Genomic DNA, 24,983 nt, shown 5'->3' with positions numbered 1-24,983 from the left:
CCGGCACGGCAGGAGTGGATCGGCCTGCGGCGGGGCACACTTGGCGAATCGCACACGAAAGGGCCCGGCATCGGGGCCCGGTTCAAAACGTAACCACCAACCGTTCAACAAAGTGTTGACGGCCGGGTGGGGCCGATCTAGCTTTTCCGGGTGGCACCACTCTTCAGGAGGTCCACTCGTGACCAACCACCCCCACACCCTTGGCGCCCTCGCCGCGACCGACGCCGCGGAGCTGGAAGAGATCCTGCTGGAAGTGTGCTCCAGCCCCCGTTGGGCCGCCGCGGTCGCCGCGGCGAAGCCCTGGTCCGGCCGTGAGGCCCTGCTCGCCGCCAACGCGGCGGCCATGGCGTCACTGACGACCGAGGACCTGCGCGACGCGATGGCCGGACACGCCCGGATCGGCAAGCCCATAGCGGGCGACGCCACCTCCGAGCGCGAACAGGCCGGAATCCACGGCGTGGACCGGGCGGTCCTCGACGAACTGCACGAGGCCAACGCCGCCTACGAGGCCAAGTTCGGCCATGTGTTCCTGATCTGCGCCACCGGCCGCACCGCGGTCGGCATGCTCGCCGCCCTGCGCGAGCGCCACCCCAACGACGCCGCCACCGAGGCGGAGATCGTCCGCGAGGAGCTGCGCAAGATCAACGACATCCGACTCAAGCGCCTGCTCGACACGCCCTGACGCCTCGTCACATCTTGTCCGCGCCGCCCCGCCAGAACTCCCATCAAGCAACTGACGCACCATCATTTCTGCCATCAGTAAGGTCACTTCACCCATGACTGGCATCTCCACCCATGTGCTCGACACCAGCCTCGGCCGGCCGGCCGAGGGCGTCCCGGTCGAGCTCGCACTGCACACCGAGGGTGGCTGGCAGGTGCTCGGCACCTCCGCCACGGACTCCGACGGCCGGGTCAAGGACCTGCCGGCCGTGGAGGCGGGCTCGGTCGTCCGACTGCTCTTCGACACCGGCGCGTACCACGCGCTCGAGTCCGCCGAGCCGCCGTTCTTCCCCGAGGTCTCGATCGTCTTCACGGTCGCGCCCGAACAGCACCACTACCACGTGCCGTTGCTGCTCAACCCGTTCGGATACTCGGTCTACCGCGGAAGCTAGTGGACCGACCTTGAGAAGCTTAGGAGCCGCGTCATGGCCCACGTGCTCGGCCAGAACCAGTACGGCAAGGCGGAGAACCGCATCGTCCGGATCCACCGGGACTCCACCCGGCACGAGATCAAGGACCTGAACGTCTCGGTCTCGCTCCGCGGCGAGTTCGAGGACGTCCACCTCACCGGGTCGAACGCCAACTGCCTCCCCACCGACACCACCAAGAACACCGTCTACGCCTTCGCCAAGAAGTACGGCATCGAGTCGGCCGAGGCGTTCGGCGTCCTCCTGGCACGCCACTTCGTCGACGACACCGAGCGCGGTGTCGTGCACAGCGCCCGGATCCGGATCGAGGAGTACGCCTGGGACCGGATCAGGACACCGGACAGCTCGGCCCGCTTCATCGGCTCGGAGGAGGTGGGCCACTCCTTCGTCCGCAGCGGCCAGGAGATCCGCACCAGCGAGATCGTCTACGACGGGGAGTCCGTCCAGGTCGTCTCCGGCCTGAAGGACCTCGTCGTCATGAACTCCACCAACTCGGAGTTCTGGGGCTACATCAAGGACGGCTACACCACCCTCCAGGAGGCGTACGACCGCATCCTCGCCACCCAGGTCACCGCCCGCTGGAAGTTCGGCTACAGCGGGCGGGACGGCGAGGCCCAGCCCAACTGGAACCGCTCCTACACCCAGGTGAAGCGGCACCTGCTCGAGGCGTTCGCCGAGACCTACTCCTACTCGTTGCAGCAGACCCTGCACGCGATGGGCACCCGGGTCCTCGACAACCGCGCCGAGGTGGACGAGGTCCGCCTCGAACTGCCGAACAAGCACCACTTCCTGGTCGACCTGGAACCATTCGGCCTCAAGAACGAGAACGAGGTCTACTTCGCCGCGGACCGCATGTACGGCCTGATCGAGGGCACCGTGCACCGCGAGGGCGTCGTTCCGGTCATCCCGGTCGCCTGACCTCCCCCACCAGGTGGACGCCGTCCGGAATCGCCGCACCCTCCGGTCCCCACGGGCCGGTCGGGTCCGGGCGGGCCGCTCCACCCGCGCTGCCCGCGCCACCCGCTCCACTGGTTCCACCCACGTGACCCGCTCCACCCGCGCCAGCGGTTTCTCCACCCCCACCCCCACCCACCGGAGTTCGTGTCTGCCTCGCGGCGGCCGGTCCGGGGCACTGGAGGGGCCGGCCGAGGGATCCTTGCACCGCCGTCCCGTCCTCGGTCACATCGGCACCAGCCGCACTCCAGCGCCACGGGCGCGCCGGGAGCCACGGGCACAAGAGGGGCTCGACATGGCACCCAGCAGCACCAGCAGTACAGACGGCGGATCCACCCCGGCGAGAACGCACGACCCGGACGGCGCGTCGGTCCGCCTCCCCGGCAAGCCGCCCCGGCCCGGGACCCACCCCGTGGACGAGTTGCTGCCCCCGGTGAAGCTGTTCTCCACCGGACTCCAGCACGTCGCCGCGATGTACGCGGGAGTCGTCGCACCCCCGCTCATCGTCGGCGCCGGCGTCGGGCTCTCGCCCGCCGAACTCGCCCTGCTCATCTCGGCCAGCCTGTTCACCGCCGGACTGGCCACCCTCCTCCAGACGCTCGGCATCTGGAGGATCGGCGCGCGACTGCCGTTCGTGAACGGCGTCTCCTTCGCGGGGGTCGCGCCCATGATCGCCATCGCCAAGGGCTCCATCGAGAAGACGGGGGGCCCGAAGGACGCCCTTCCGGTGATCTTCGGCGCGGTGATCGTCGCGGGGCTGCTGTGCTTCCTCGCGGCGCCGTACTTCTGCAAGCTCATCCGGTTCTTCCCCCCGGTCGTCCAGGGCACCGTGATCACCCTCATCGGGGTGTCCCTGCTTCCGGTGGCGGTCAACTGGGCGCGCGGCGGCTCGCCGGGCGCCCCCGGGTACGGCTCCATGCGGGCCGTCGGCCTCGCCGCGATCACCCTCGTCGCGGTGGTGCTCTGCAACCGGCTGCTGCGCGGCTTCTGGCAGCAGCTGTCCCTGCTCGTCGGTCTGGCGCTCGGCACCCTGATCGCCTTCCCGCTGGGGCTGGCCGACTTCGGCGCGGTCCAGGACGCGAAGGTCTTCGCGCTCCCCTCCCCGTTCCACTTCGGCGCGCCCGTGTTCGACGCCGCCGCGATCGTCTCGATGTGCATCGTCATGGTGGTCTCGATGACCGAGTCCACCGCCGACATGCTCGCCCTCGGCAAGATCGTCGATCGCGAGGCGGACGAACCCACCCTCGCCGCCGGCCTGCGGGCCGACGGCCTGGCCACCGCGCTCAGTCCGGTCTTCAACGGCTTCGCCGCCAGTGCCTTCGCCCAGAACATCGGGCTGGTGGCGCTGACGAGGATCCGCAGCCGGTTCGTGGTCGCGGCCGGCGGAGGCATGCTGGTCCTGCTGGGGCTGTTCCCCGTGCTGGGCTCGCTCGTCTCCCTGGTTCCGCAGCCCGTCCTCGGCGGCGCCGGGATCGTGCTCTTCGGCACGGTCGCGGCCAGCGGCGTCCGCACCCTCGCGGAGGCCGGCATGGAGTCCGGCTCGCACACCATCCTGGTGTCGGTCTCGCTCGGCGTCGGCATCGTCCCGATCGCCGTACCGACCTTCTACGACTCCTTCCCGGAGGCCGTCCGGACCCTGCTGCACTCGGGGATCTCGGCCGGCTGCGTGATGGCCGTCCTGCTCAACCTGCTCTTCCACCACGTCGGGGCCGCCCGCCGGTCCGGGCCCGGCCAAGCCTCAGGCACGACGGTGCCGACGGCTCCGACGGCCCCAACGGCCCCAACGGCCCCGACAGCCCCGACGGCTCCGACCGCGAAACCGTCCTGACCAGCGCGGGACGGGGCGTGCGCCATGCGGTGCGCGCCCCACCCCCTCTCCCTAGGAGTCACGCCATGGCAGTCCAGCCCCCGCCCGCCGACCAGCGGATCGTGATCGAGAACGTCGCGATCGCCACCGTGGACGCGAACGACACCGAGTACGCCCGCGGCCACGTGGTCGTCCTCGGCAACACCATCGAGGCGGTGGGCGACGGCCCCGCCCCCGCGTGGCTGGAGAACGTGGTGCGCCGGATCAACGGCGAGGGCCACCTGGTCACCCCCGGCCTGGTCAACACCCACCACCACTTCTACCAGTGGATCACCCGCGGCCTGGCCCAGGACCACATCCTGTTCGACTGGCTGGTCGCGCTCTACCCGACCTGGGCGCGGATCGACGAGAAGCTCGTGCACGCCGCCGCCCAGGGCTCCGCCGCCGCACTGCTCAAGTCCGGCTGCACCACCGCCGCCGACCACCACTACGTCTTCCCGAAGGACGGCGGCGACGTCCTCGGCGCCTCCATCGAGGCCGTCCGGGAACTCGGGCTGCGCTTCACCGCGCTGCGCGGCTCGATGGACCGCTCCCGGAAGGACGGCGGACTGCCGCCGGACCACGCGGTCGAGGAGCCGGACGACATCCTGAGCGCTTCCGAGGCCGCCGTGGACCGGTACCACGACTCCTCCTTCGGCTCGATGCTGCACATCGCCCTGGCACCCTGCTCGCCCTTCTCCGTCTCCACCGACCTGCTCCGCCGGTCCGCCGAACTCGCCCGCCGCAAGGGCGTCCGGCTGCACACCCACGGCTCGGAGACGGCCGAGGAGGAACAGTTCTGCAAGGAGCTGTTCGGCATGGGGCCGACCGACTACTTCGAGTCGGTGGGCTGGCTCGGCGAGGACGTCTGGATGGCGCACTGCGTGCACATGAACGACTCCGACATCGCCAAGTTCGCCGAGACCGGCACCGGCGTCGCCCACTGCCCCTCCTCCAACGCCCGCCTGGCGGCCGGGATCGCCCGGGTGCCCGACATGCTCCGGGCCGGCGTCCCGGTCGGGCTCGGCGTCGACGGCACCGCCTCCAACGAGTCCGGCGAGCTGGGTACGGAGCTGCGCAACGCGCTGCTGATCAACCGGCTGCACGGCTCCCCCACCGCGCTGACCGGGCGGCAGGCGCTGCGCCTGGGCACCATGGGCGGCGCCCGGGTGCTCGGCCGGCAGGACGAGATCGGCTCGATCGAGGCCGGCAAGCTCGCCGACCTGGCGCTGTGGAAGATCGACGGGATCATGCACTCGTCCATCGCCGACCCGGTCGCCGCACTCACCTTCGGGGCGCTGCCGCCGCTGTCGGTGCTGTTCGTCAACGGCAACGCGGTGGTCGAGAAGGGGCTCCTGACCACCGTCGACGAGGACCGGATCGCGCGCGACTGCGCCCGCGCCGCCCGCCAGCTGGCGGCCCGTCCGGTCTGACGCCCACCCAGGACTCCGGGAGCGCCCAGGGACGGTGCGCTCCCGGACTCCGTACACCCCGGCGGGTGTGCGGACCACGGCCCCGGATCCACGGCGAGGGTCCGGGGCCGCGGCGTGCCTTGGGGGCGGGGAGCGGGGAACGGGGGCGGGGAACGGACGGACTTCAACGAACAGATGATGAAAGTTGTCATCTGTTCGCTGAAATCCGTTGTCTGAAATCTGTTCGCGGTTCGCGATTCGCCGCTGCCTGTCAGGCCTCGCGCCCGATCGTCGCGAGGTAGGCGCGCCACCCGCCGTGGTGGGTGATCTCGCGGTGCACACCGCGCTCGACCTCGCCGCGGGCCAGCAGCATCGACAGGCAGGCCGAGCCGTCCTCCAACTCGATCACGCCCAGCTCCAGTTCGCGCGGCTCGCCCGGCAGGATGACGTCGCGCAGCCGCTCCAGGGGGATGTCGTAGAGCTCGCCCTCGATCGCGGTGTCCGCCTCCGGGTCGGCCAGCAGACCCGGGCAGACGTCCGTCCCGCCGCTGTGGTCGATGGAGAAGAAGCGGTAGCCGGGGGCGGTCCGGGCCGGCCCGATCAGCGAGTCGGCGACCTTGGCGTGGAAGGGGCCGCCGACCATCGCCTGGCCGTTGAAGAACATGCGCGCCATGAGTGAACTCCTTACGTGGAAAAGACGGTTCCGTACGGCGACGAGAGGACGGGCGGATTCGTCGCCGTACGGTCGCCGTACGGACGCCGTACGGACGCCGCGGTGGACCGCCGGAGTGCCAGGCCCTGGCGGAGGCGGCGGTGGCGGACGGCGGGTGGCTCGGGATCAGCCCAACAGGGGCAGCGCGGGGAGGGTCAGGAAGTCCACGAACTCCTCGGCCAGGGCGACCTGTTCGAAGAGCCGGGCGGCTTCCCGCCAGCGGCCGGCGTCGTAGGCCTCCTCGCCCAGCTCGGCGCGGAGTGCGGCCAGCTCCGCGGCGACCAGGGCGCGGACCAGGTCGGCGGTGGCCTTCTCGCCGGTGTCGGACAGCACGACCCCGTTGTGGATCCACTGCCAGATCTGCGAGCGGGAGATCTCGGCGGTGGCGGCGTCCTCCATCATGTTGAAGATGGCGACGGCCCCGAGGCCGCGCAGCCAGGCCTCGATGTAGCGGATGCCGACCTGGACGGCGTTGTGCAGTCCCACGCGGGTGCAGCTGCCACCGGCGCCCGCGATGTCGAGCAGCTGGGCGGCGGTGACCGGCTCGGCCGGGCCGGGGTCGTCCTTCTGGTGGGGCCGCTCGCCGAGCACCGCGTCGAAGGAGGCCCGGGCGACCGGCACCAGGTCGGGATGGGCGACCCAGGAGCCGTCGAAGCCGTTGCCGGCCTCCCGGTCCTTGTCCGCCTTGACCTTCTCCAGCGCGGCCGCGTTGACCTCCGGGTCGCGGCGGCTCGGGATGAACGCGGCCATGCCGCCGATCGCGTGGGCACCGCGCCGGTGGCAGGTCCGCACCAGCAGCCGGGTGTAGGCGGCCATGAACGGCGAGGCCATGGTGACGCTGTTGCGGTCCGGCAGGATGTAGTGCTCCCCGGCGTCGCGGAAGTTCTTGACGATCGAGAACAGGTAGTCCCAGCGCCCGGCGTTGAGGCCGGCCGCGTGGTCGCGCAGCTCGTAGAGGATCTCGTCCATCTCGAAGGCCGCGGTGATGGTCTCGATCAGCACGGTCGCCCGGATCGTGCCGTACGGGATGCCGAGTTCGGCCTGGGCGTGGGTGAACACGTCGTTCCACAGCCGGGCTTCGAGGTGGCTCTCGGTCTTCGGCAGGTAGAAGTACGGGCCGGGGTTCGGGTCCTCGGGGCCCTTGGCCAGCAGCCGGGCGGCGTTGTGGAAGAAGTAGAGGCCGAAGTCGACGAGCGCGCCGGCCACCGGGGTGCCGTCGACCAGCAGGTGGTTCTCGTCCAGGTGCCAGCCGCGCGGGCGGACGACGACGGTGGCGAGCTCGGCGGCGGGCTTGAGGGTGTAGGCCTTGCCGGCCGTGGTGGTGAAGTCGATCCGGCCTTCGAAGGCGTCGGTCAGGTTGACCTGGCCGCCGACCACGTTCTCCCAGGTCGGGGAGGTGGCGTCCTCGAAGTCGGCGAGCCAGATCCGCGCCCCGGAGTTGAGCGCGTTGACGACCATCTTGCGGTCGGTCGGGCCGGTGATCTCGACCCGGCGGTCCTGGAGGGCGCGGGGCGCCTCGGCGACCTTCCAGTCCGCGGCCCGGACCCCGGCGGTCTCGGGGAGGAAGTCCAGCGTTCCGGCGGCGGCGATCTCGGCGCGGCGGGCCTTCCGCCTGGCCAGCAGGTCCTGTCGGCGCCCCTCGAAGGCGCGATGGAGCCCGGCGACGAAGGCCAGCGCCTCCGGAGTGAGCACCTCCTCCGCCCGGTGGACGTGCGGACCGGCGACAGTGACGACCGGAGCGGCGGGGGAGGCGCCGACGGGCCCCTGATCTGCAGCCATGAGCAGGACACTCCTAAGACGGTTGGGCCTGGCGAAGGGAGCTCCGGTAGGAACCTCCCCGGGGAACTTCCTCGATCGGAACCCGCCTGTCGGCGAGTTCGATTCTGTAAAGTGGAGACTAGTTTCCGCGATACAGAATTTCAACGATTTGTTGAAGAGGTCGCCGGGACTCTACTCCGCCCCGACAGTGAAGGGAACGCAGGTGGTTGCGACCCCCGACCCAGCTCCGACGACCGGCACCGACCGCCCGGGCGGCGGCGTGCAGTCCGTCGAGCGCGCCTTCCAACTCCTGGAGGCGCTGGCCGACTCCGGGGGCGTGGCCACGCTCAGCGAGCTCTCCACCACGTCCGGCCTCCCGATGCCGACCATCCACCGACTGGTTCGTACCCTCGTCCAGCAGGGCTATGTCCGCCAGGACACCGCGCGCCGCTACACCCTCGGCCCCCGGCTGATCCGCCTGGGCGAGACGGCCGGCCGACTGCTCGGCAGCTGGGCCCGCCCGTACCTGGCCGAGCTCATGGAAGCCACCGGCGAGACCGCCAACCTGGCGGTGCTGGAGGGCGGCGAGGTGGTGTACGTCGGACAGGTGCAGTCCCGCCGCTCGATGCGGATGTTCACCGAGGTCGGCCGACGGGTGCAACCGCACTGCACCGGCGTCGGCAAGGCACTGCTCGCCCAGCTGCCCGAGGGCGAGGCCCGCGCCGTCCTCGGCCCCAACCCGCTGCCCGCGCACACCGAGTACACGGTCACCGACCCGCAGGAGCTGATGCGCCAGCTCACCGAGGCGCGCGAGCGCGGATACGTGGTCGACGACCAGGAGCAGGAGATCGGCGTCCGCTGCATCGCACTCGCCGTCCCGGGCGCACCGACACCCACCGCGCTCTCGGTCTCCGGACCGGAGGCCCGCATCCGGGCCCTCGAGGAGCAGGCCGGGGCCGCCTCACTGGTGCCGGTGATGCAGCAGATCGCGACCCGGCTGGGGCAGGTCCTCGCGCCCTGAGGCCTTCGCGCCCTGACTTAGCGTCAACCACCGTTGCCGGTCGACCCGGTCGGCGCGGCAAGTCGCGTCATCCGTTCGAGCGGACGACGGGCGGGTTGCCACCAGGCTCCGGCGGCGGCTCCGCCACCCTGGTGCCGACGCGGCCCGCAACGGGGCGGGCGGCCGGGACGCGAGGGCAGGGTGAACGGGGATGGAGCAGCAGTACCGGGACGTGCGGGGCGGCGTTCAAGGCGGTCGGGTACGGGGCGGCGGCGGTCGGCGTACCGCGAGAGGCGGGGGGTTCGGCGGGGCCGGGCTGATCGCGGCCGTGGCGGCGGGGTGCGCGGTGACGGTGCTGACCACCGACCCCTCCTGGGCCCTGCTGCGGCCCGAGCCCCGGCCCGCGGTGGAGGTCGTCGCGACGGGCGCCCCCGAGGTGTCCACCCTGCCCGCACCGGCGACGGCCACTGCCTCCACCCTGCCGGCTCCGGCCAAGCCCGGAGCCGGGTCCGGGTCCGGGACCGGCTCGGGGTCCGGGACCGGCTCGGGGTCCGGGTCCGCGGCCGGTTCGGGGGCGTACGGGGCCTCCACGCTGCCCGCGCCGGCCGCCGCGCGACCGTCCGACTCCGACCTGGAGGTGCTCCGGATGGACCCGGATCCGGCCACGCCCGGCGGCACCACCACCGTCCGCGCCTTCGTCGACAACCGGGGCCCGGACACCACTGCCTCCCCGTTCACGGTCGTGATCACCCTGCCGGAGGGCGTCAGCCCGGAGGGCCCGTACTTCCCGTCCGACTGCCGGGTGACGGGCCACGGCCGCATCGTGCGGTGCGTGTTCGGCGCCGGGCTGCGGGAGGGGCGCAGCGCGACCGCCCTCATCCCGGTCCGGCTCGACCCGGAGCTGCCGGTGGGCAGGCTGAGCGGCGGCTCGGTCACGGTGCGCAGCGCGGACGACCGGAACGAGGAGAACAACCGGCAGCCGTTCGACATCACGGTGGTCGAGACCGCCGCCGGTGCCTGAGCCACCCGGTCCAGCCGGTGGGACCGGGCCGGCTGGCGGCCCGGTCCCACCGGTAGGCGCGGACGTAGTCGGCGGCGCTCGCGTCGGTGTGGCGCCTGGCGTTGCCCGGGTTGACGTGGTCGGAGTGCTCGGCCGACCGGCCGGTCGGACCGGCGCGCGGCCCTGACCATGTGCCGGTCTCACACCCGGGCGGCCGCGTGATGGCGGACCGTACCGTGGCGAGTGCCTGACCGAGTGCACCCGGTCGGATAAATTGGAGGTCGGACATCATCCGCCGTGCACAAGAGCGGCGAGCCCGACCCGATGCTCGCCACGACCTGACAGAGACGAGGACCCGCCCCACCATGACCGCGCCCCTGCCCGCCTTCGCCGGCCGCACCTACCTCTTCCAGGCCGACAACGGCGCGGCCTTCCGCAACACCTACTCGGCCGACGGCACGCGGCTGCGCTGGGAGGGCCTCGGCGAGTCCGCGGGCCAGTGGGAGGACGTCCGGCTGCACGTCGCCGAGGTCGCGCCGGAGATCTACTTCATCAGCTGGACCGAACAGAGCGGGATCACCGTCAGCCACGTGATGGACCTCGGCAAGCTGACCGTGCGGGCCTTCTGGACCTTTGAGGGCGAGGGCGGCCGGGTCGGCGAGCTGCACACCGGGACGCTGGAGCGGCTGGCCTGAGCGGCGGGACCACGGGGTGGGAGCCGGACGGCTCCCGGACGACCTGAACCACCTGAACGATCGAACCCCCGGAGCCGCGGCTCCGGGGGTTCAGGTGGTTCAGTCGTTCGGCCGGTCGGGCTCGGTCGGTCGGTTCAGACGGTCTGGTTCGGCACCTTGAGGTGCTGGGACAGCCACTCCAGCGAGGAGGGCAGCAGGGCGCTCCAGGTCTCGAAGTTGTGTCCGCCGTTCTCCAGCATGCTGTAGGAGACCTTCATCGGGCTCTGCACCGCGTCGACGAAGGCCTCGGTCTCGTGCCGGTAGTTGCCGTCGCCCTTCTTGGTGCCGGCCAGCAGCACGGACACCTTCGGCTGCGGCAGGTTCTTCAGCCGCCACATCAGGTTGGCCTCGTCGCGGCGCTGCTTGCTGCCGCCGAAGAGGTCACCCGTGGTCGGGTCGTCGGCCGCGTCATAGTAGGCGGAGAGGGCGACGGCGGTCGGGAAGACGTCCGGGTGACGCATGGCCAGCTTGAGCGCGCAGTAGCCACCGGTCGAGTTGCCCATGAAGGCCCAGGCCTGCGGGTCCGAGGAGACCCGGTAGCTGGCCTGGATCGCCGAGGGCACGTCCTTGGTGAAGTAGGTGTCGGACTGCGGGCCGTTCGGGATGTCCTCGCACTCGGTGTCCTGCGGCAGCGCGGGCGAGGGGCGCATCAGGACCATGACGGTCGGCTGCATCCGCCCTTCCTGCAGCAGCTTGAGCGCGGCGCCCGGGTAGTTGAAGCGGGTGATCAGATTCTCGGCGATTCCTGGGAATCCGGTGCTGACGATCACGGCCGGGAACTGCTTCTGGGCGTACTCCGGCTGGAAGTACTGCGGGGGCAGGTAGACGTAGCCCTCGGTGGACAGCCGGCTGACCGCACCGTCGATCCGGACCTTGCGGATCTCGCCGGACTGGCTGGGCTCGCGGCCCATCGCGCCGCCGCCCTTGACCGCGGCCTGGCCCATCGTCTCCACCATCAGCCGGCCGGAGGCGTCCGCCTTGTTGTGGATGACCACCGGGCCGGTGTCGCCGATGCCCAGCAGGTCGTCCCAACTGCTATAGAACGCGAAGTAGTTGTTGGCGACCAGGCCGAGCGTGGCGAGCACCGCGAGCTGGGTGGCGAGCAGGGCGCCGATCCGGCCGAGCACCGCCTTCCAGCTCTTCTTCGCGAGTCTGGGCCACAGCCAGACCGTGCCGACCATCATTACGACCGCGATCAGTGCGGTCAGCGCCAGCACCTTGTGGCTCGTCAGACCCATGCCCTGCTTGCTCCCACGCCTCGAACTCCAGTCCCCTCCGCTGGGGACATCCGAGGAGGTCACCCCGGTTCCCCCGCCGGGGCGCGAGGACCAACCCTAACCCCAGCTGGGAGGAAGCTGACCGCGCCTGGGAGGTCACGGGGAGCGGGGCGGACGGGTGACAACTTTCAGATAACAGATTTCGAAAGTTGTCATCTGAAATCTGTCGACTGTCAGCCGTCGGCCGTCGACGGCAGTCCCCCGCCGGGTCCAGTTCGGGCTCAGCCGACCCGCCCCCAGAGCCGCAGCCCCGCCGTGAGCTCGCGCATGCAGCGCGCGCCGAGGTCCTGCGGGGAACCCGGGCCGCCGAGCGGCGCCTCGGAGGAGGCCCACTGCTCCAGCGCCACCCGGATCGCCGCCGTCGCGGCGGCGGCCGCCAGCCGGATCTCCAGCGGGTCGGTGCCGTCCGGGCAGCGCTCGGCGAGGGCGGCCCGCAGCCGTTCCTCTGAGTCGGCGTGGACGCGCTGCCAGGTGGCGTTCAGCTTCGGGTCGCGCAGCAGACCACGGGTCCACTGCATCATCTCGGCCCGCGCGTCGTCGGCCGGGGTCAGCGACGCGACCGCCGCACGCTCCAGCGCCTCGCGCAGCGGCAGGTCCGCGGGGCTCGCCGTGAACAGCTCCACCCACTCCTGTCCGCCCGACGCGAGCAGCGGGGCGACGGCGTCCTCCTTGACGGAGAAGTACCGGTAGAAGGTGCGCAGCGAGATGCCGGCGGCGAGGGCGATCTCCTCGGCGGTGGTCGCGTCCGCGCCCCGTTCGGCGAAGAGCGCGGCGGCGGTACGGGCGATCTCCAGCCGGGTGGCGTCACGGCGGCGCTGGGTCAGGGTCGGGCGTCCGGTCACGGGGCCAGCCTACGCGCGCGAATGCCAAGGCGGCACATCGCGACGGATCGGCACGAATGGACTTGTTGGCACGACGTGCCACTTGGGCGTAACGTGCCTCCTGAGGTCGAGAGACCACGAACGAACGGAGTACCACCATGGAGCGCTTCAGCGGACGGAACGTCCTGATCACCGGCGGCGGCTCGGGCATCGGCCAGGCCACCGTGCACCGGATCCTCGCCGAGGGCGGGAAGGTCGTCGCCGTCGACGTCGACGAGGACGGCCTGAAGAGGACCCTGGACCGCGCCACCACCGAGGGCACCGCGGACCGCCTGACCATCCAGGTGCTGGACATCTCGGACGAGGCGGCCGTCGTCGCGGGCGTGGCCGAGGCGATCGCCGGTCTGGGCGGCCTGGACGTGCTGGTCAACGCGGCCGGCATCCTCCGCTCCTCGCACACCCACGAGACCAGCCTGGAGTTCTGGAACAAGCTCCTCGCGGTCAACCTGACCGGCACCTTCCTGATGACCCGCGAGGCGCTCCCCGCGCTGCTCGCCGGCGGCAAGGGCGTGGTGGTCAACTTCAGCTCCACCTCCGCGAGCTTCGCCCACCCCTACATGGCCGCGTACGCCGCGACCAAGGGCGGCATCCAGTCCTTCACCCACGCCATCGCCTCGGAGTACTCGAAGCAGGGCCTGCGCGCGGTCTGCGTCGCGCCGGGCAGCATCGACAGCGGCATGACCCACAACCCCGGCCTGCCCGCCGACGCCGACTTCAGCCTGCTGGCCAAGCTCTCCCCCGCCCTCGGCCGGGGCTTCGCCGGCCCGGAGACGGTGGCCGGCGTGATCGCCATGCTCGCCTCCGACGACGGCGCCTTCGTCACCGGCACCGAGTTGCGCATCGACGGCGGCACCCACATGTGAGGTCGCTCGACACGTGAGCTCACTCGACCGGCGGGTCGACGCCGGGCACCCCATCGGTCGCCCCACCGGTCGGCCCCGCCGTTCCGCTTGACGGCGGGGTCAGGACCGACCGACCGCCGCCCCGGTTCCGAGCCGGGGCGGAGCGGCGGTCAGTGGTCCGTGGTCAGTGGTCAGTGGTCAGCGGTCACCGCAAGGGCTTCGCCAGGAGGAGTTCGCGGGTGAGCCCGTCGGCGAGCAGCTCGCCGGGCTCCGCGAGCAGGGCGAAGCCGTGGCGGCGGTAGAGGGCGAGCGCCGGGTGGTTGCCGGGGAGCACGGCGAGGCGGAGCGTGGTGCCGCCGGTGGCCCGGGCCCAGCGCTCGACCTCCTCGACGAGACGGTCCGCGACGCCCCGGCCACGTGCCCGCGGAGCGACCCAGAGCGAGCGCAACTCCCGTACGCCGTCCGGCGATCCGGGCAGTCCGCCGACCAGTCCCACCGGATCGTCGTCCAGGAGGGCCGCGACGTGGAGGGCGTCCGGCAGGCGGAGCCGATCGCGCCAGCGGTCCTCGCCGCCCTCGTGCCAGTCGGTCAGGCCGGCCTTGAAGGCGTCCGGCGCACCGGTCAGGGCGGCGAGGCGGAGGTCCCGCCAGAGCGGCCAGTCGGCGGTCGTGAGGGTTCTGAGCGTCAACGTCACCATGTCCGGCACCGTAGAGGACGCCTGGCCTGGCGGCTGCCGGTCCGCTCCCCTGGCCGGCCGGCAGAGCCGGCGGGGCCCTACGGCTTGCGCCAGTCGGCGGCGAAGGCGGCGGCCGGGTTGGTGACGAGGAGCAGCTCGGGCAGGTCCGGGCCGTAGCTGCGGGCGAGGCGCGGGACGAGGTCGGTGAGCAGGCCGACCGGGCCGCCGGCGGCTCGGGCGGTCCGGGTGGTGGTGTCGGCGCCGAGCAGCAGCCGGCCGGCGTGGCCCGCCTCGACCAGGTCGGTGATCACGTCGAAGGCCTGGTGGTCGCCGGGATGGCCGGCCCGGGAGGGGCTGTCCAGCGCGAGATGCACTCCCTCGGCGGCCAGGGCCCCGTGCAGCGCCCGGTCGGGGAGCCGGGTGAGGTGGCCGAGGATGATCCGGTCGGGCCGGACGCCGTGCCGATCGTGCAGCCGGTGCAGGACCCAGCGCGGATCGCCGTCGGCTTCGAGGTGGACGGCGATCGGGGCGCCGGTGGCGTGGTGGGCCTCGGCCGCCGCGGCCATCGTCCACCGGGTGTGCCGGCCGGCGAGCCCCGGATCGCCCGCGACCTTGATCAGTCCGGCCCGGACCCCCTCGGGCGCGCCGGGCAGACCGGTGGTCAGTTCGGCGACGAAGCGTTCCGCGAGGCCGGCGTACGCGCCGGGGCGCTCGGCCTGCTCGGCGCCGGATTCCGGGAAGAAGCCCGGCGGGTAGTGGACCGCCTGGTGCGCGCCGGTGGCGGCGACGACGTGGACGCCGGTCGCGCGGGAGAGCGCGGCGAGGGAGTCCGCGCCCCGGCCCAGGCCGAGCGGGGTCCACTGGACGAAGGTACGGCCACCGGCGGCGGCGTAGGCGCGCAGGACGTCCTCGGCGGCGGCCGGATCGTCCAGCTCCTGGCCGGGGAGCAGCGGGCTGCGGATGAAGAGGTGGTCGTGGGAGTCGGTGACCCCGAGGTCGGCGGGGTCCAGGTCTCCGAGGACCGTACGGACGGTGCGGCTCATGCCTGGGCCTCCTCGGTGTCAGCCTCGGGGTGGGTCGCGGTGTCGGCGGCGTTCGCGTCGTCCTCGGCGAAGGTGGCGGTGGCGACACGCAGGCCTGCCAGTGCCTTGGGGAGGCCGACGTACGGCGCGAGGTGGACCATGACCTCGGTGATCTCCGCCTCCGTCAGCCCGATCCGCCGGCTGTAGCGGACGTGGTCGGCCAGCTGTGGCTCGACGCCGCCGAGCGCGGTGAGGGCGGCCAGATTGGCGAGCTGGCGGTCGCGCAGGGCCAGACCGGGGCGCTGGTAGGTGCCGCCGAAGAGGCTGGTGACGATCCAGTCGGGGAAGCCTGGGGCGAGGGCGTCCAGGCCCCCGAGGGTGGCACCGGCGCCCGGACCCGCGAGTTCGGCGAGCAGGGCGTGACCGGCCGCGCGGTCGAACGGGGCCGGGGTGAGTGCGGTGCCGGCGGGAGCGGTCGCGGAGGACATCGGGGCGGTGGGTCCTTTCACCAGTGGCGGCCGGCCGGCAGCCGGTCGAGTTCGGGGTGGGACAGGTGCAGCACCCGGTAGCGGACGCCGGGCTCGCCCTCGGGGGCCGGGCCGTGCCAGAGGGCGAAGCGGAGCAGTTCCCAGCGGCTCGGGTCGACGGCCACGGCGGCGGTGTGCAGGGCCGGGTGCGCGGGCAGGTCGGCGAGCGCCCGCTCGACGGCCTCGGCCGGGTCGGCGGACTCCGGCAGCCGTACGGTCTCGCGGGTGGCGGTGGTCGGCGGCCCGGGCGCGGGCTCCGCTGTCACTGACGCCGGTGCAGTCGCCGATACCAATACCGATGCCGGTGCCGACGCGGACGAGGCTCCCGACGCGCCGTGGGCCAGGCCCGCGCCGAGCCAGTGCCGGACGGCGGGGCGGCCGAAATCGGCGCTCAGACCGCGGAAACCCGGCCCCCAGAGGAAGCTGTTCATGCCCTCGGCGGTGCGCCAGAGGTAGAACGGCGCGTACTGGTTGACCGGCGAGCCCTGCCGGCCGCGCTCGCGGACCAGGTAGGCCTTGAGACCGAGGCCGGGGTACGCGTCGAGCAGGTGGCCCTTGTCGGCGACGCGCTTGCGGATGATGCCCATGTCGTAGTCGGCGGGGAGGGTGATCTCGTACTGCATGGCGTGCACGGCGGGGCTCCTCGGGTTCTACCGGTCCGGCAAGGTGTCCGACGGGGGGGCCGCCCGGTGGGCAGGCCAGGCGGGCAAGCCCGGCGGGCAGTCCTGGCGACTCAGGCCGCGCGGTGTGCCGCGAGCAGTCCGAGGGCGCCGCGGACGGCCCGCTCGAACGGCTCGACGCTGTCGGCGGCGCGGGCCAGGACGTAGCCGCCCTGAACGACGGCGACCACGGCGGCGGCGGTGTCCGCCGGGTCGAGGCCGGGAGCGAACTCACCGTCCGCCTGACCGTCGGCGATCAGTCCGGCGATCCGGCCGCGCAGCCAGTCGAAGGTCTCCTCGACCGGCGCGCGCAGGAACGGATCGGCGACCACGTCCGGGTCCTGGGCCATCCGGCCGATCCGGCAGCCGCGCAGGACGTCGCGGTCGCGGTGCAGGTAGGCGGCGATCCGGTCGTAGGCGGTGCCGGGGGCGGCGAGGTCGGCCTCGGCGACGCCCCGCATCTGCTCGGCGCTGCGGCACAGGGCGGCGGCCGCGAGGTCGGGCTTGCCGGTGAAGTGGTGGTACATGCTGCCCTGGCCGACCCCGGAGCGCTGCTGGATGGCCTTGGGGCTGGTGCCGACGTAGCCGCGCTCCCAGAGGAGGGCCTGGGTGCTCTCGATGAGGCGGTCCTGGGTGCTCATGCGGATCACTGTACATACCAGTAGGTACAGAAGGCCAGTGCGGACTCCGCCCGGGCTCCGGCTCCGGACGGGCTCCAGCTCCAGCTCCAGCTCCAGCTCCGGACGGTCGGGCGGTCTCCCGGGTTCTCTCGGTTTCTTTCGGGATCTCCCGGGGCTCCCTCGCCAGGCGGAACGGTTGAGGGCCGTGCGCCGCCCCCCGGCGGCCACGGCCCCTCGACCGTTCGTCATCCCCCGCCCGGCCGAACGGCATTCCGGCGCACCTGGTGGCGCGCGTCACGTCACGGACGGTCGCCGGCGTCACCCCGCGTAGGGGGTGCACGGCGCATTGCGCGGGCGGGCGGACAACGACTCCGAGCCGCTACGGCAGCGCGCGGCGGATCTCCGGCGCCACCTCGCTCGCGAACAGCTCCAGTTGCTCGCGCTGCGCCCCTTCGGTGAGCGCGTCGACCCCGATGCCGACCACCTCGTTGCCGAAGGCCTCGTGGTAGCGGTGGATCTTCTCGATCACCTGCTGCGGACTGCCGACCAGCGCCGAGCCGCGCTCCAGCGCGTCCTCGAGCGAGGTGAACGGCGAGTTGTTGTGCCGGCCCGCGGCCGAGTCGAACAGCGCGTCCCAGTACGGACGGAAGCCCTCGACGGCGTCCTGGGAGCGCCTGGCGACGTACAGCCCGCCGAAGCTCGCGCCCACTCGGGCCCGCGCCGGGTCGTGCCCGTAGTGCTCCCAGCGCTCGCGGTAGTGGTCGACCAGCGTCCGGTACTTCTCCAGCGGGTGGAAGGAGTTGGCGGAGAAGAGCGGGTCGCCGTAGCGGGCCGCGAGGTCGGTCGACCGCGTGCTGGTCGCGCTGCCGTGCCACACCGGGATCGGATCCTGGAGCGGGCGCGGCCAGACGGTGGCAGCCGCGAGCGGCGGACGGGTCGAGCCCTCCCAGGTCACCTTCTCCTCGCGCCAGAGCCTGCGCAGCAGACCGTAGTTCTCCGCGAGCGCCTCCCACTGGCGCTCCTCGGGGAGGCCGAACAGGCCGAAGTGGCGCGGGTCGTTGCCCTTGCCGACGATCAACTCGATCCGGCCTCCGGAGAGTTGGTCGAGCATCGCGTAGTCCTCGGCGACCCGGACCGGGTCCAGGACGCTGAGCACCGTCACCGCGGTGAACAGCCGGATGGTGGAGGTACGGGCGGCGATGGCGCTGAGCAGCAGGGGCGGCGCCGGGGAGAGGAACGGCTCACCGTGCCGCTCCCCCACGCCGTAGCCGTCGTAACCGAGCCGCTCGGCGAGGACCGCCTGGTCGATGACGTTGTGCAGTTTCTGCTGCGGGGTGCGCCGCACGCCGGTGACCGGGTCGGGGGCGTTGGCGACGAGGGACGAGACGGTGAACCGCACGGCGGTCTCCTTGGGGCGCTCGGGTCGGGCTCGGGACGGGCCAGGGACGGGCTCGGACCTGGCCGAGGACGGGCTGAGCAGCCGGGGACGGGATCGGCGGGGCCGGTGGCGTCCCCGAACGCGATGGGCCGCGCGGAGAGCGGAGCGAGGGGAGCCGTTGTGTGGTCCGGCGCTGCGCTCTCACGGGCGGCACCGGCGGAACGGCTGACGGGGCGGGCGGTGGGCCGCTCGGGCGGCGGGGCTCGCGGGTGGGGTCAGCGGTCGGTGCTGCGGAGGCGGCGACAACAACAGCGGGCCGCGACGACGGCAACGGGCCCGGGCGCGGTCACGCTCACGGTCACGGTCACGGTCCGGACTGTCATCTCGCCTCCCCTCGCCTCGCACGCGCACGATCCTCCGCGAGCATAGGCACCGGCCGGGAGCGGGGCAAGGCTCCAGCCGCCGCGGCCGGGCTGGCAAGATGTCCGGCATGACCTACCTCGCCGCGGACGACCGCTACGACTCGATGACCTACCGGAAGGCCGGCCGCAGCGGCGTCCAGCTGCCCGCCGTCTCGCTCGGGCTCTGGCACAACTTCGGTGACGCCCAGCCGCTGGAGGTGCAGCGGGCCGTGCTGCGCCGCGCCTTCGACCGGGGCGTCACCCACTTCGACCTGGCGAACAACTACGGCCCGCCGTACGGCAGCGCCGAGCGCAACTTCGGCTACCTGTTCGCCCAGGACTTCCGGCCGTACCGCGACGAGCTGTTCATCGCGACCAAGGCCGGCTGGGACATGTGGCCCGGCCCGTACGGCAACGGCGGCAGCCGCAAGTACCTGCTGGCCAGCCTCGACCAGTCGCTGGAGCGGATGGGGCTGGACTACGTCGACGTCTTCTACTCGCACCGGTACGACCCGGACACCCCGATCGAGGAGACGATGGGGGCGCTGGACAGCGCGGTGCGCTCGGGCAAGGCGCTGTACGCGGCGATCTCCAACTACCCGGCGGAGCAGCACCGGGAGGCGGTGGCGATCCTGCGCGAGCTGGGGACGCCGGTGTTGATGAACCAGTCGGCGTACTCGATCCTCAACCGGTCCGTGGAGGAGGGCGGCGTGCTGGACGCGGTGGGCGACACCCAGACCAGCCTCATCGCCTACTCGCCGCTCGCTCAGGGGCTGCTGACCGACCGCTACCTGACCGGGACGGTTCCGGCGGGCTCGCGGATGTCGGTCGGGAAGTTCCTCACCGAGAAGGCACTGACCGAACGGAAGCTGGAGCAGCTGCGGGCGCTGGCCAAGGTCGCCGAGCGACGTGGCCAGTCGCTGGCGCAGCTGGCGCTGTGCTGGGTGCTGCGGGACCCGCGGGTGGTCTCGGTGATCATCGGCGCGAGCAGCGTGGCCCAGCTGGACCAGAACCTCGACGCGCTGGCGGGAGGGCCGCTGACGGCGGAGGAGCTGGCGGAGATCGACCGGCTGAGCAGCTGAGAGGGGCGGAGGCGCCGACCGGAGGCCGGCGGACACCGGCTGACGGCTGACGGCTGACGGCTGACGGCTGACAAGCGACGGATGACAGCTGACAGATTTCGAAATCTGTCAGCTGTCATCCGTCGTCCGTTACCTGTCAGCTGTCATCTGCCGCCTGTCAGCCACCGGACCCCGGCCGCTTGATGCCCAGGGCGGGCAGAACCGTTTCTGCAACCCGGTGGGCCTCCTCCAGAAGCGGGTTGCCCGAGAGGATGAAGGTGTCGACGCCCAGCGCCTCGAACTCCTGCAGGCGCTCGATCACCTGGGTCGTCGAACCGACCACCGCCGTACCGGGCCCGGGGCGGAACAGACTCATCCCCGGCCAGAGGTTGGGGTAGGCCTCCAGCTCCCGAGCCCGCGCCGGCACCTTCCCGCCGTGCTGGCGGAACTGCCGCTGCCAGCCGATCCCGTCCTCCGCCTTCGCGCCGCCCAGCTGGCGCGCGTAGGTGGCCTCGCTGGTGACGTCCAACAGCCGGTCGGCGGCCGCCCAGGCCTCGTCCTCGGTGTCGCGGACGATCAGGTGCAGCCGCAGCCCGATCCGCAGGGTCCGGCCGTGAGCGGCCGCCCGCTCCCGGACCAGGTCCAGCTTCTCCTTGAGCAGGTGCGGCGGCTCACCCCAGGTCAAATAGACGTCCACGTGCTGGGCCGCCATCTCGATGCCGGCCGCCGAGCTGCCGCCGAACCAGAGCGGAATGCCGCCGGGCTGCGCCGGGGCCAGTTCGCGCAGGCTCGCGCCCGCGTCCTTCAGCTCGTAGAACTCGCCCTTGTGGTCGAAGACTTCACCCGCCGTGAGGCGCTTGACGATCGACCAGTACTCACCGCTGAGCCGGTAGCGGTCGTCGTGTTCGACGGCTAGGCCGTACTCGCGCAGCTGCGCGGTCGAGCCGTTCACCACGTTGAAGCGCAGTCGGCCGCCGTGCAGGTGGTCGAAGCTGAGCGCCATCTTGGCCAGCAGGGTGGGCGAGACCAGCCCCGGGTGGACGGCCAACAACGGCTTGAAGGCGGGGGTGGTGGCGGCCGCGAGCGCGCTGCCGAGCGTCCAGACGTCGTACAGGTCGGTCGCGAGCAGGGCGCCGGTGTAGCCCAACCGTTCGACACTGCCCGCCAGTTGCTGGAGGTAGCCGAGGTCCACCGGGCGGCGCCCGGCCGGTTCCCAGGGGTAGTGGCCCTCGCGCGGGATGATGTACCAGAGGACTTCGGAGGCCATGGATCAGACCGCCTTCGCGAGCGCGGCGGCCACCGGGGCCTCCAGCGCGGGGAGGTGGGCGTCGGCGACGGTCAGTATCCGGTCGATGAATCCCACTCCGTGGAAGATGTCCGCGGCCTCCTGCTGCTCGGCGACGAACCCGGCGGTGGCGGGCTCCAGCCGCCAGGGCAGCGCGGCCAGCGCGGACCGCCAGTCGGCGGCCGTGCCGCCCAGCTCCTCGGCGGCGATCGCGGCCGCCTCTGCCGGGTTGGCGGCCGCCCAGGTGTCCGCCCGGCGCAGTGCGGCCGCGATCGCGGCCACCACCTCGGGGCGCCCGGTCGCGAACTCCCGGCGGGTGAAGAACACCGAGCGGTCGGTGATGACGTCACCGGTGCGGACCAGCTCGCGGAACTCCCCGGTGCGGCGGGCGGCGGCGAGTTCGGCGCCCTGGGCGATCCAGCCGGCGATCTCGCCCTCGCGCAGCCGCCGGGCCTGGTCCTGACCGGCCGCCGGGCGCTCCGGGGTGACGTCGCCGCCGTACGAAAGCCCCCGCGCGTGCAGGGCCTTGGCGAGCAGGTGGGTCTGCCAGGAGCCGACGGCGAGGACGACGGTGGTGCCCTTGAGGTCCTCGACCGTCCGCACCGGGCCGGAGTCCAGCACCAGCAGGGCGCCGTGGTCCGGGCGGGGCGCGGAGACGGCCGCGTAGACCAGGTCGTGGCCGGCCGCCTGGGCCGTGATCGGCGGGGTGGAGCCGGTGCCGCCGAAGTCGATGACGCCCTCGGCGAGCAGAGCGCCGGTGCGGGTGCCGTCCGCGTAGTGGTGGAAGGCGCCGGTCTCGCCGAGCGGGGCCAGCTCTTCGTCCAGGTACGGGAGTCGGGCGAGGTAGTAGAGCGACGGGTTGCTGGCGTGGACGCCGAGGGTTACGGTCATCTGGTCAACTCCGGTGGTGCGGACTCGGTTTGTCGGAAGTCGGGGGAATCGGGAGGGCAACGGGGAATCGGGAGGACAAGCGGGATCGACGTGGATCCGGGCGGATCCAGGTGGATCGAGGCTGATCCAGGTGGATGGCGGGCGTCAGTGGACGCCGAGGTCGGCGAGCAGCCGGCGACGCAGGTCGGCGAAGGCGGGGTCGGCCGGGTCGCGCGGGCGGTCGACGGCGACGGCTTCGTCCCGGGCGAGCAGTCCGTCGCGCAGGACCACGACCCGGTCGGCGAGCCGGACGGCTTCCTCCACGTCGTGGGTGACCAGCAGCACCGCCGGGCGGTGGCGCCGCACCAGGTCGCCGACGAGGTCCTGCATGCGCAGCCGGGTGAGCGCGTCCAGGGCGGCGAACGGTTCGTCGAGCAAAAGGAGTTGCGGCTCTCTGACAAGTGCCCGGGCGAGTGCGACGCGCTGCGCCTCACCGCCCGACAGGGTGGCCGGCCAGGCCTCGGCGTGCCGTTCCAGGCCGACCTCGGCGAGCGCCTTCAGCCCGGTCTCCCGGGTCGCGGCGCCGCGCGGCAGGCCGACCGTGACGTTCGCCAGCACCCGCTTGGAAGGCACCAGTCGGGGCTCCTGGAACACCACGGTACGGATCGGCGGGACGAGCACGGTGCCCTCGTCCGCCTGGTCGAGCGCCCCGAGGATGCGCAGCAGCGTGGTCTTGCCGGTGCCGCTCGCACCCAGCAGGGCGACGAACTCCCCGCGGGCGATGGAGAGGTCGACCCCGTCGAGCACCGCCCGGGTGCCGAACACCCGGCGCAGACCGCGCAGGTGGACGGCCGGGGCCGTCTCCTCGGTCGCCGGCGGGGAGGACGGCGAAAACGGCGCGGAGGAGGCGGCGGAGGGCGCGGAGGGCGCGGAGGGCGCGGAGGGCGCGGACGTGGCGGTGGTGAACGTGTCGGCAGTCATCGGGACGCTCCCTGGACGACCTGGCGCCACGGCATCAGCACGCGCTCCAGGAGTCGGACGATGCCGTCCGCGGCGAGGCCGAGCAGCCCGTAGATCAGGATGCAGACGGCGAGGACGTCGGTGCGCGAGTAGTTCTGCGCCTGTGCCATCAAGTAGCCGATGCCTTCGGTGGAGTTGATCTCCTCGGCGGCGATCAGGGCGATCACGCTGAGCGTCATCGACAGGCGCAGTCCGGACAGCAGCGAGGGCAGCGCGCCGGGCAGCACGACCGTGCGGACGATCGCCCAGCGGCCGAGGCCGAAGCTGCGCATCGCCTCGACCAGCTTGCGGTCGGTGCTGCGGACCCCGCCCGAGGCGGACACGTACATCGGGAAGCTGGTGGCGACCCCGATCAGGGCGACCTTCGCGGTCTCGGTGATGCCGAACCACACCATGAACAGCGGGACGAGGGCCAGGAATGGCACGGTGCGCAGGACCTGGATCGCGGAGTCGAGCAACTCCTCGCCGAGGCGGGTGAATCCGGTGACGACGCCGAGCACCAGCCCGGTGGTCGCGCCGAAGAACAGTCCGAGCCCGGCGCGGGTGAGGGAGACGGACAGGGCATCGGTCAGCTGGCCGTTTCCCCACAACTCCCCCACCGCCTGGGCGACCTGGGCGGGCGAGGCGAGCACGTCCTGGGTGAGTGCGCCGGTGGCGGAGGCGAGTGCCCAGCCGCCGAGCAGGGCGAGCGGACCGATGGTCCGCAGGGTCACGGCGAGTGCGCGGGGTCGGGGCCGGCGCCGCCGGCCGCGCGGGGCGACCAGACCGGACGTCGGCGCGGACCGGGCGCCTTCGGGCGTGAACTTCCCGGTTGCGGTGGTCACTTGGCACCGTCCCCGAGCTTGTTGACGTCGATCAGGTACGGCTTGACGTCCACCAGCTGCTTGGTGACCTTCTGGTCGGCGAAGAACTGGGCGACCGTCCCGAAGCGGGCGGTGTCGGCGTCGGAGATCGCGTCGGCCGGGGCACCCTGCCTGCTCACGTTCACCGCGACGTCCTTCTCCGCAGGGGTGACGGCGGTCGGGCCGGCGTCGGTGAACACGTTGAGGTAGCCGGCCGGGTCGGCCTTCTCCTTCCCGCCGTTCTCCCGCAGGTAGGCGTAGAAGGCCTTCACCACCTCGGGGTGCTTGTCGGCGAAGCCGTTGCGCACCGCCCAGACCGCGTAGTTGTCGGATCCCACCTCCTGGCCGTTGACCAGGAAGTGCGCACCGGCGTTGGCGATGGCGGGCGTCGAGAAGGTGTTCCAGGTCGCCCAGGCGTCCACCTGGCCGGAGTTGAAGACGCCGGAGGTCTGGTCGGCGCGCAGGTAGACCCGCTCCACCTTGTCGGCCGGGACGCCGTTCTTCGCCAGCGCCTTGAGCAGCAGGTACTCGCTGGTGCCGCCCTGGGAGACGGCGACCTTCCTGCCGACCAGGTCCTGGACGGACTTGATGGGCGAGTCGTTCTTCACCAGGATCCCCTCGCCGACGCCGTCGGGCGCGGTCTGGGCGAACAGCTTGAAGCCGGGCTTCTGGGCGAGTGCGGCGACGGCCGAGGTGATCGAACCCTGGGCGACGTCCAGTTGGTCGGCGGAGAGGGCCTGGGCGGCGGGGGCGAAGGGGCCGGCGCTGCCGGTCCAGGCGACCTTGGCGTGGACCTCGGCCAGGGCCCGGTCCAGCGAACCGTCCTTCTTGCCGCGGGCCAGGAAGCCGTTGTTGCCGGGATCGGGCAGGCGGAGCACGACCCCGGCCTTGCCGCCGGACCCGCCTTCGGCGGAGGCCTTGGCCCCGTCGGCGGACGAGCCGCAGGCGGCCAGGGTGGCGGAGGCGAACAGCGCGGTGGCGGCGAGGGCGGAACGAGGGGTCTTCACGGGGGTCTCCAAGTGAGTGACAGATGACAGCCGACGGCTGACAGCTGACAA

25 protein-coding genes are annotated in these 24,983 nt (G+C 72.4%); 10 read left to right on the top strand and 15 right to left on the bottom strand.

The genetic code is table 11. The features are described from left to right. Positions 1-178 precede the first annotated feature (178 nt). The 5 genes from uraD to ACFWP2_RS07055 all read left to right on the top strand — a co-directional run bounded on the left by uraD (position 179) and on the right by ACFWP2_RS07055 (position 5,381). Positions 179-682 carry a 2-oxo-4-hydroxy-4-carboxy-5-ureidoimidazoline decarboxylase gene (gene uraD, locus ACFWP2_RS07075; protein ID WP_380449218.1) on the top strand — a complete coding sequence of 168 codons (504 nt, stop codon included), beginning with the start codon at positions 179-181 and terminating at the stop codon, positions 680-682. Between the two features lie 94 nt (positions 683-776). Continuing rightward, positions 777-1,112: a hydroxyisourate hydrolase gene (uraH, locus tag ACFWP2_RS07070; RefSeq protein ID WP_380449216.1), complete on the top strand. Its 336-nt coding sequence runs from the start codon at positions 777-779 to the stop codon at positions 1,110-1,112. A gap of 33 nt (positions 1,113-1,145) precedes the next feature. After that, on the top strand, positions 1,146-2,066 hold the full coding sequence (gene pucL / locus ACFWP2_RS07065; RefSeq protein ID WP_380449214.1) for a factor-independent urate hydroxylase: 921 nt from the start codon (positions 1,146-1,148) through the stop codon (positions 2,064-2,066). A gap of 331 nt (positions 2,067-2,397) precedes the next feature. Continuing rightward, entirely contained in the window at positions 2,398-3,930 is a 1,533-nt protein-coding gene (locus ACFWP2_RS07060; RefSeq protein WP_380449212.1) for a nucleobase:cation symporter-2 family protein, read from the top strand. Between the two features lie 65 nt (positions 3,931-3,995). Further along, entirely contained in the window at positions 3,996-5,381 is a 1,386-nt protein-coding gene (locus ACFWP2_RS07055; protein WP_380449210.1) for an 8-oxoguanine deaminase, read from the top strand. Positions 5,382-5,631: 250 nt separating this feature from the next. Here the strand turns inward: ACFWP2_RS07055 and ACFWP2_RS07050 are convergent, their stop codons facing one another. Continuing rightward, positions 5,632-6,033, bottom strand: coding sequence for a gamma-glutamylcyclotransferase (locus tag ACFWP2_RS07050; protein ID WP_360338237.1), 402 nt, complete (start codon positions 6,031-6,033; stop codon positions 5,632-5,634). 165 nt (positions 6,034-6,198) lie between these two features. Beyond that, the gene (aceB, locus tag ACFWP2_RS07045; RefSeq protein WP_380449208.1) at positions 6,199-7,851 is read right to left on the bottom strand and encodes a malate synthase A; all 1,653 of its coding nucleotides are present in this window, start codon (positions 7,849-7,851) and stop codon (positions 6,199-6,201) included. A gap of 202 nt (positions 7,852-8,053) precedes the next feature. Between aceB and ACFWP2_RS07040 the strand changes: the two genes are divergently transcribed. From ACFWP2_RS07040 to ACFWP2_RS07030, 3 genes are all read left to right on the top strand, one after another. Beyond that, the gene (locus ACFWP2_RS07040; protein WP_380449206.1) at positions 8,054-8,851 is read left to right on the top strand and encodes an IclR family transcriptional regulator; all 798 of its coding nucleotides are present in this window, start codon (positions 8,054-8,056) and stop codon (positions 8,849-8,851) included. Positions 8,852-9,176: 325 nt separating this feature from the next. Beyond that, positions 9,177-9,851, top strand: coding sequence for a hypothetical protein (locus ACFWP2_RS07035; protein ID WP_380449204.1), 675 nt, complete (start codon positions 9,177-9,179; stop codon positions 9,849-9,851). Positions 9,852-10,195: 344 nt separating this feature from the next. Then, positions 10,196-10,525, top strand: a complete 330-nt coding sequence (locus ACFWP2_RS07030) for a MoaF N-terminal domain-containing protein (RefSeq protein WP_380449202.1) — start codon at positions 10,196-10,198, stop codon at positions 10,523-10,525. 134 nt (positions 10,526-10,659) lie between these two features. Here ACFWP2_RS07030 and ACFWP2_RS07025 read toward each other — a convergent pair whose 3' ends face one another. Further along, positions 10,660-11,802, bottom strand: a complete 1,143-nt coding sequence (locus ACFWP2_RS07025; RefSeq protein WP_380449200.1) for an alpha/beta hydrolase — start codon at positions 11,800-11,802, stop codon at positions 10,660-10,662. A gap of 260 nt (positions 11,803-12,062) precedes the next feature. Continuing rightward, positions 12,063-12,683 carry a TetR family transcriptional regulator gene (locus tag ACFWP2_RS07020; protein ID WP_380449198.1) on the bottom strand — a complete coding sequence of 207 codons (621 nt, stop codon included), beginning with the start codon at positions 12,681-12,683 and terminating at the stop codon, positions 12,063-12,065. A gap of 137 nt (positions 12,684-12,820) precedes the next feature. Between ACFWP2_RS07020 and ACFWP2_RS07015 the strand changes: the two genes are divergently transcribed. Then, a complete protein-coding gene (locus ACFWP2_RS07015; protein WP_380449196.1) occupies positions 12,821-13,585 on the top strand; it encodes an SDR family NAD(P)-dependent oxidoreductase in 765 nt (254 codons plus the stop codon). 184 nt (positions 13,586-13,769) lie between these two features. Here the strand turns inward: ACFWP2_RS07015 and ACFWP2_RS07010 are convergent, their stop codons facing one another. The 6 genes from ACFWP2_RS07010 to ACFWP2_RS06985 form a co-directional block, all read right to left on the bottom strand. Then, the gene (locus ACFWP2_RS07010; RefSeq protein WP_380449193.1) at positions 13,770-14,261 is read right to left on the bottom strand and encodes a GNAT family N-acetyltransferase; all 492 of its coding nucleotides are present in this window, start codon (positions 14,259-14,261) and stop codon (positions 13,770-13,772) included. Positions 14,262-14,338: 77 nt separating this feature from the next. Then, positions 14,339-15,283 carry a phosphotriesterase gene (locus ACFWP2_RS07005; RefSeq protein WP_380449191.1) on the bottom strand — a complete coding sequence of 315 codons (945 nt, stop codon included), beginning with the start codon at positions 15,281-15,283 and terminating at the stop codon, positions 14,339-14,341. Further along, positions 15,280-15,750 (bottom strand): carboxymuconolactone decarboxylase family protein, encoded by a 471-nt coding sequence (locus ACFWP2_RS07000; RefSeq protein WP_380449189.1) that lies wholly within the window; start codon positions 15,748-15,750, stop codon positions 15,280-15,282. The genes ACFWP2_RS07005 and ACFWP2_RS07000 overlap by 4 nt, the downstream gene beginning before the upstream one ends. Before the next feature lie 17 nt (positions 15,751-15,767). Then, positions 15,768-16,421, bottom strand: a complete 654-nt coding sequence (locus ACFWP2_RS06995; protein ID WP_380449187.1) for a DUF4865 family protein — start codon at positions 16,419-16,421, stop codon at positions 15,768-15,770. 101 nt (positions 16,422-16,522) lie between these two features. Further along, a complete protein-coding gene (locus tag ACFWP2_RS06990; protein WP_380449185.1) occupies positions 16,523-17,089 on the bottom strand; it encodes a TetR/AcrR family transcriptional regulator in 567 nt (188 codons plus the stop codon). A gap of 358 nt (positions 17,090-17,447) precedes the next feature. After that, positions 17,448-18,467 carry an LLM class flavin-dependent oxidoreductase gene (locus ACFWP2_RS06985; RefSeq protein ID WP_380449183.1) on the bottom strand — a complete coding sequence of 340 codons (1,020 nt, stop codon included), beginning with the start codon at positions 18,465-18,467 and terminating at the stop codon, positions 17,448-17,450. Between the two features lie 469 nt (positions 18,468-18,936). Between ACFWP2_RS06985 and ACFWP2_RS06980 the strand changes: the two genes are divergently transcribed. Continuing rightward, positions 18,937-19,929 carry an aldo/keto reductase gene (locus tag ACFWP2_RS06980; RefSeq protein ID WP_380449181.1) on the top strand — a complete coding sequence of 331 codons (993 nt, stop codon included), beginning with the start codon at positions 18,937-18,939 and terminating at the stop codon, positions 19,927-19,929. Between the two features lie 157 nt (positions 19,930-20,086). On the opposite strand, the gene ACFWP2_RS06975 is transcribed toward ACFWP2_RS06980, so the two are convergent. The 5 genes from ACFWP2_RS06975 to ACFWP2_RS06955 form a co-directional block, all read right to left on the bottom strand. Then, a complete protein-coding gene (locus tag ACFWP2_RS06975) occupies positions 20,087-21,175 on the bottom strand; it encodes an LLM class flavin-dependent oxidoreductase (protein ID WP_380449179.1) in 1,089 nt (362 codons plus the stop codon). Between the two features lie 3 nt (positions 21,176-21,178). Next, on the bottom strand, positions 21,179-22,084 hold the full coding sequence (locus tag ACFWP2_RS06970) for an ABC transporter substrate-binding protein (RefSeq protein ID WP_380449177.1): 906 nt from the start codon (positions 22,082-22,084) through the stop codon (positions 21,179-21,181). 144 nt (positions 22,085-22,228) lie between these two features. Next, the gene (locus tag ACFWP2_RS06965; protein ID WP_380449175.1) at positions 22,229-23,044 is read right to left on the bottom strand and encodes an ABC transporter ATP-binding protein; all 816 of its coding nucleotides are present in this window, start codon (positions 23,042-23,044) and stop codon (positions 22,229-22,231) included. Next, complete coding sequence (locus ACFWP2_RS06960) at positions 23,041-23,907, bottom strand: ABC transporter permease (protein ID WP_380449173.1); 867 nt, start codon at positions 23,905-23,907, stop codon at positions 23,041-23,043. The genes ACFWP2_RS06965 and ACFWP2_RS06960 overlap by 4 nt, the downstream gene beginning before the upstream one ends. After that, positions 23,904-24,932 carry an NrtA/SsuA/CpmA family ABC transporter substrate-binding protein gene (locus ACFWP2_RS06955; RefSeq protein ID WP_380449171.1) on the bottom strand — a complete coding sequence of 343 codons (1,029 nt, stop codon included), beginning with the start codon at positions 24,930-24,932 and terminating at the stop codon, positions 23,904-23,906. Before ACFWP2_RS06955 ends, ACFWP2_RS06960 begins: the two co-directional genes overlap by 4 nt. Positions 24,933-24,983: the final 51 nt, after the last annotated feature.

Origin of the sequence: Kitasatospora sp. NPDC058444 (assembly GCF_042721415.1) — a bacterium.
Taxonomy (GTDB): domain Bacteria; phylum Actinomycetota; class Actinomycetes; order Streptomycetales; family Streptomycetaceae; genus Kitasatospora.
This window is presented reverse-complemented; position numbering and strand designations above follow the sequence as displayed.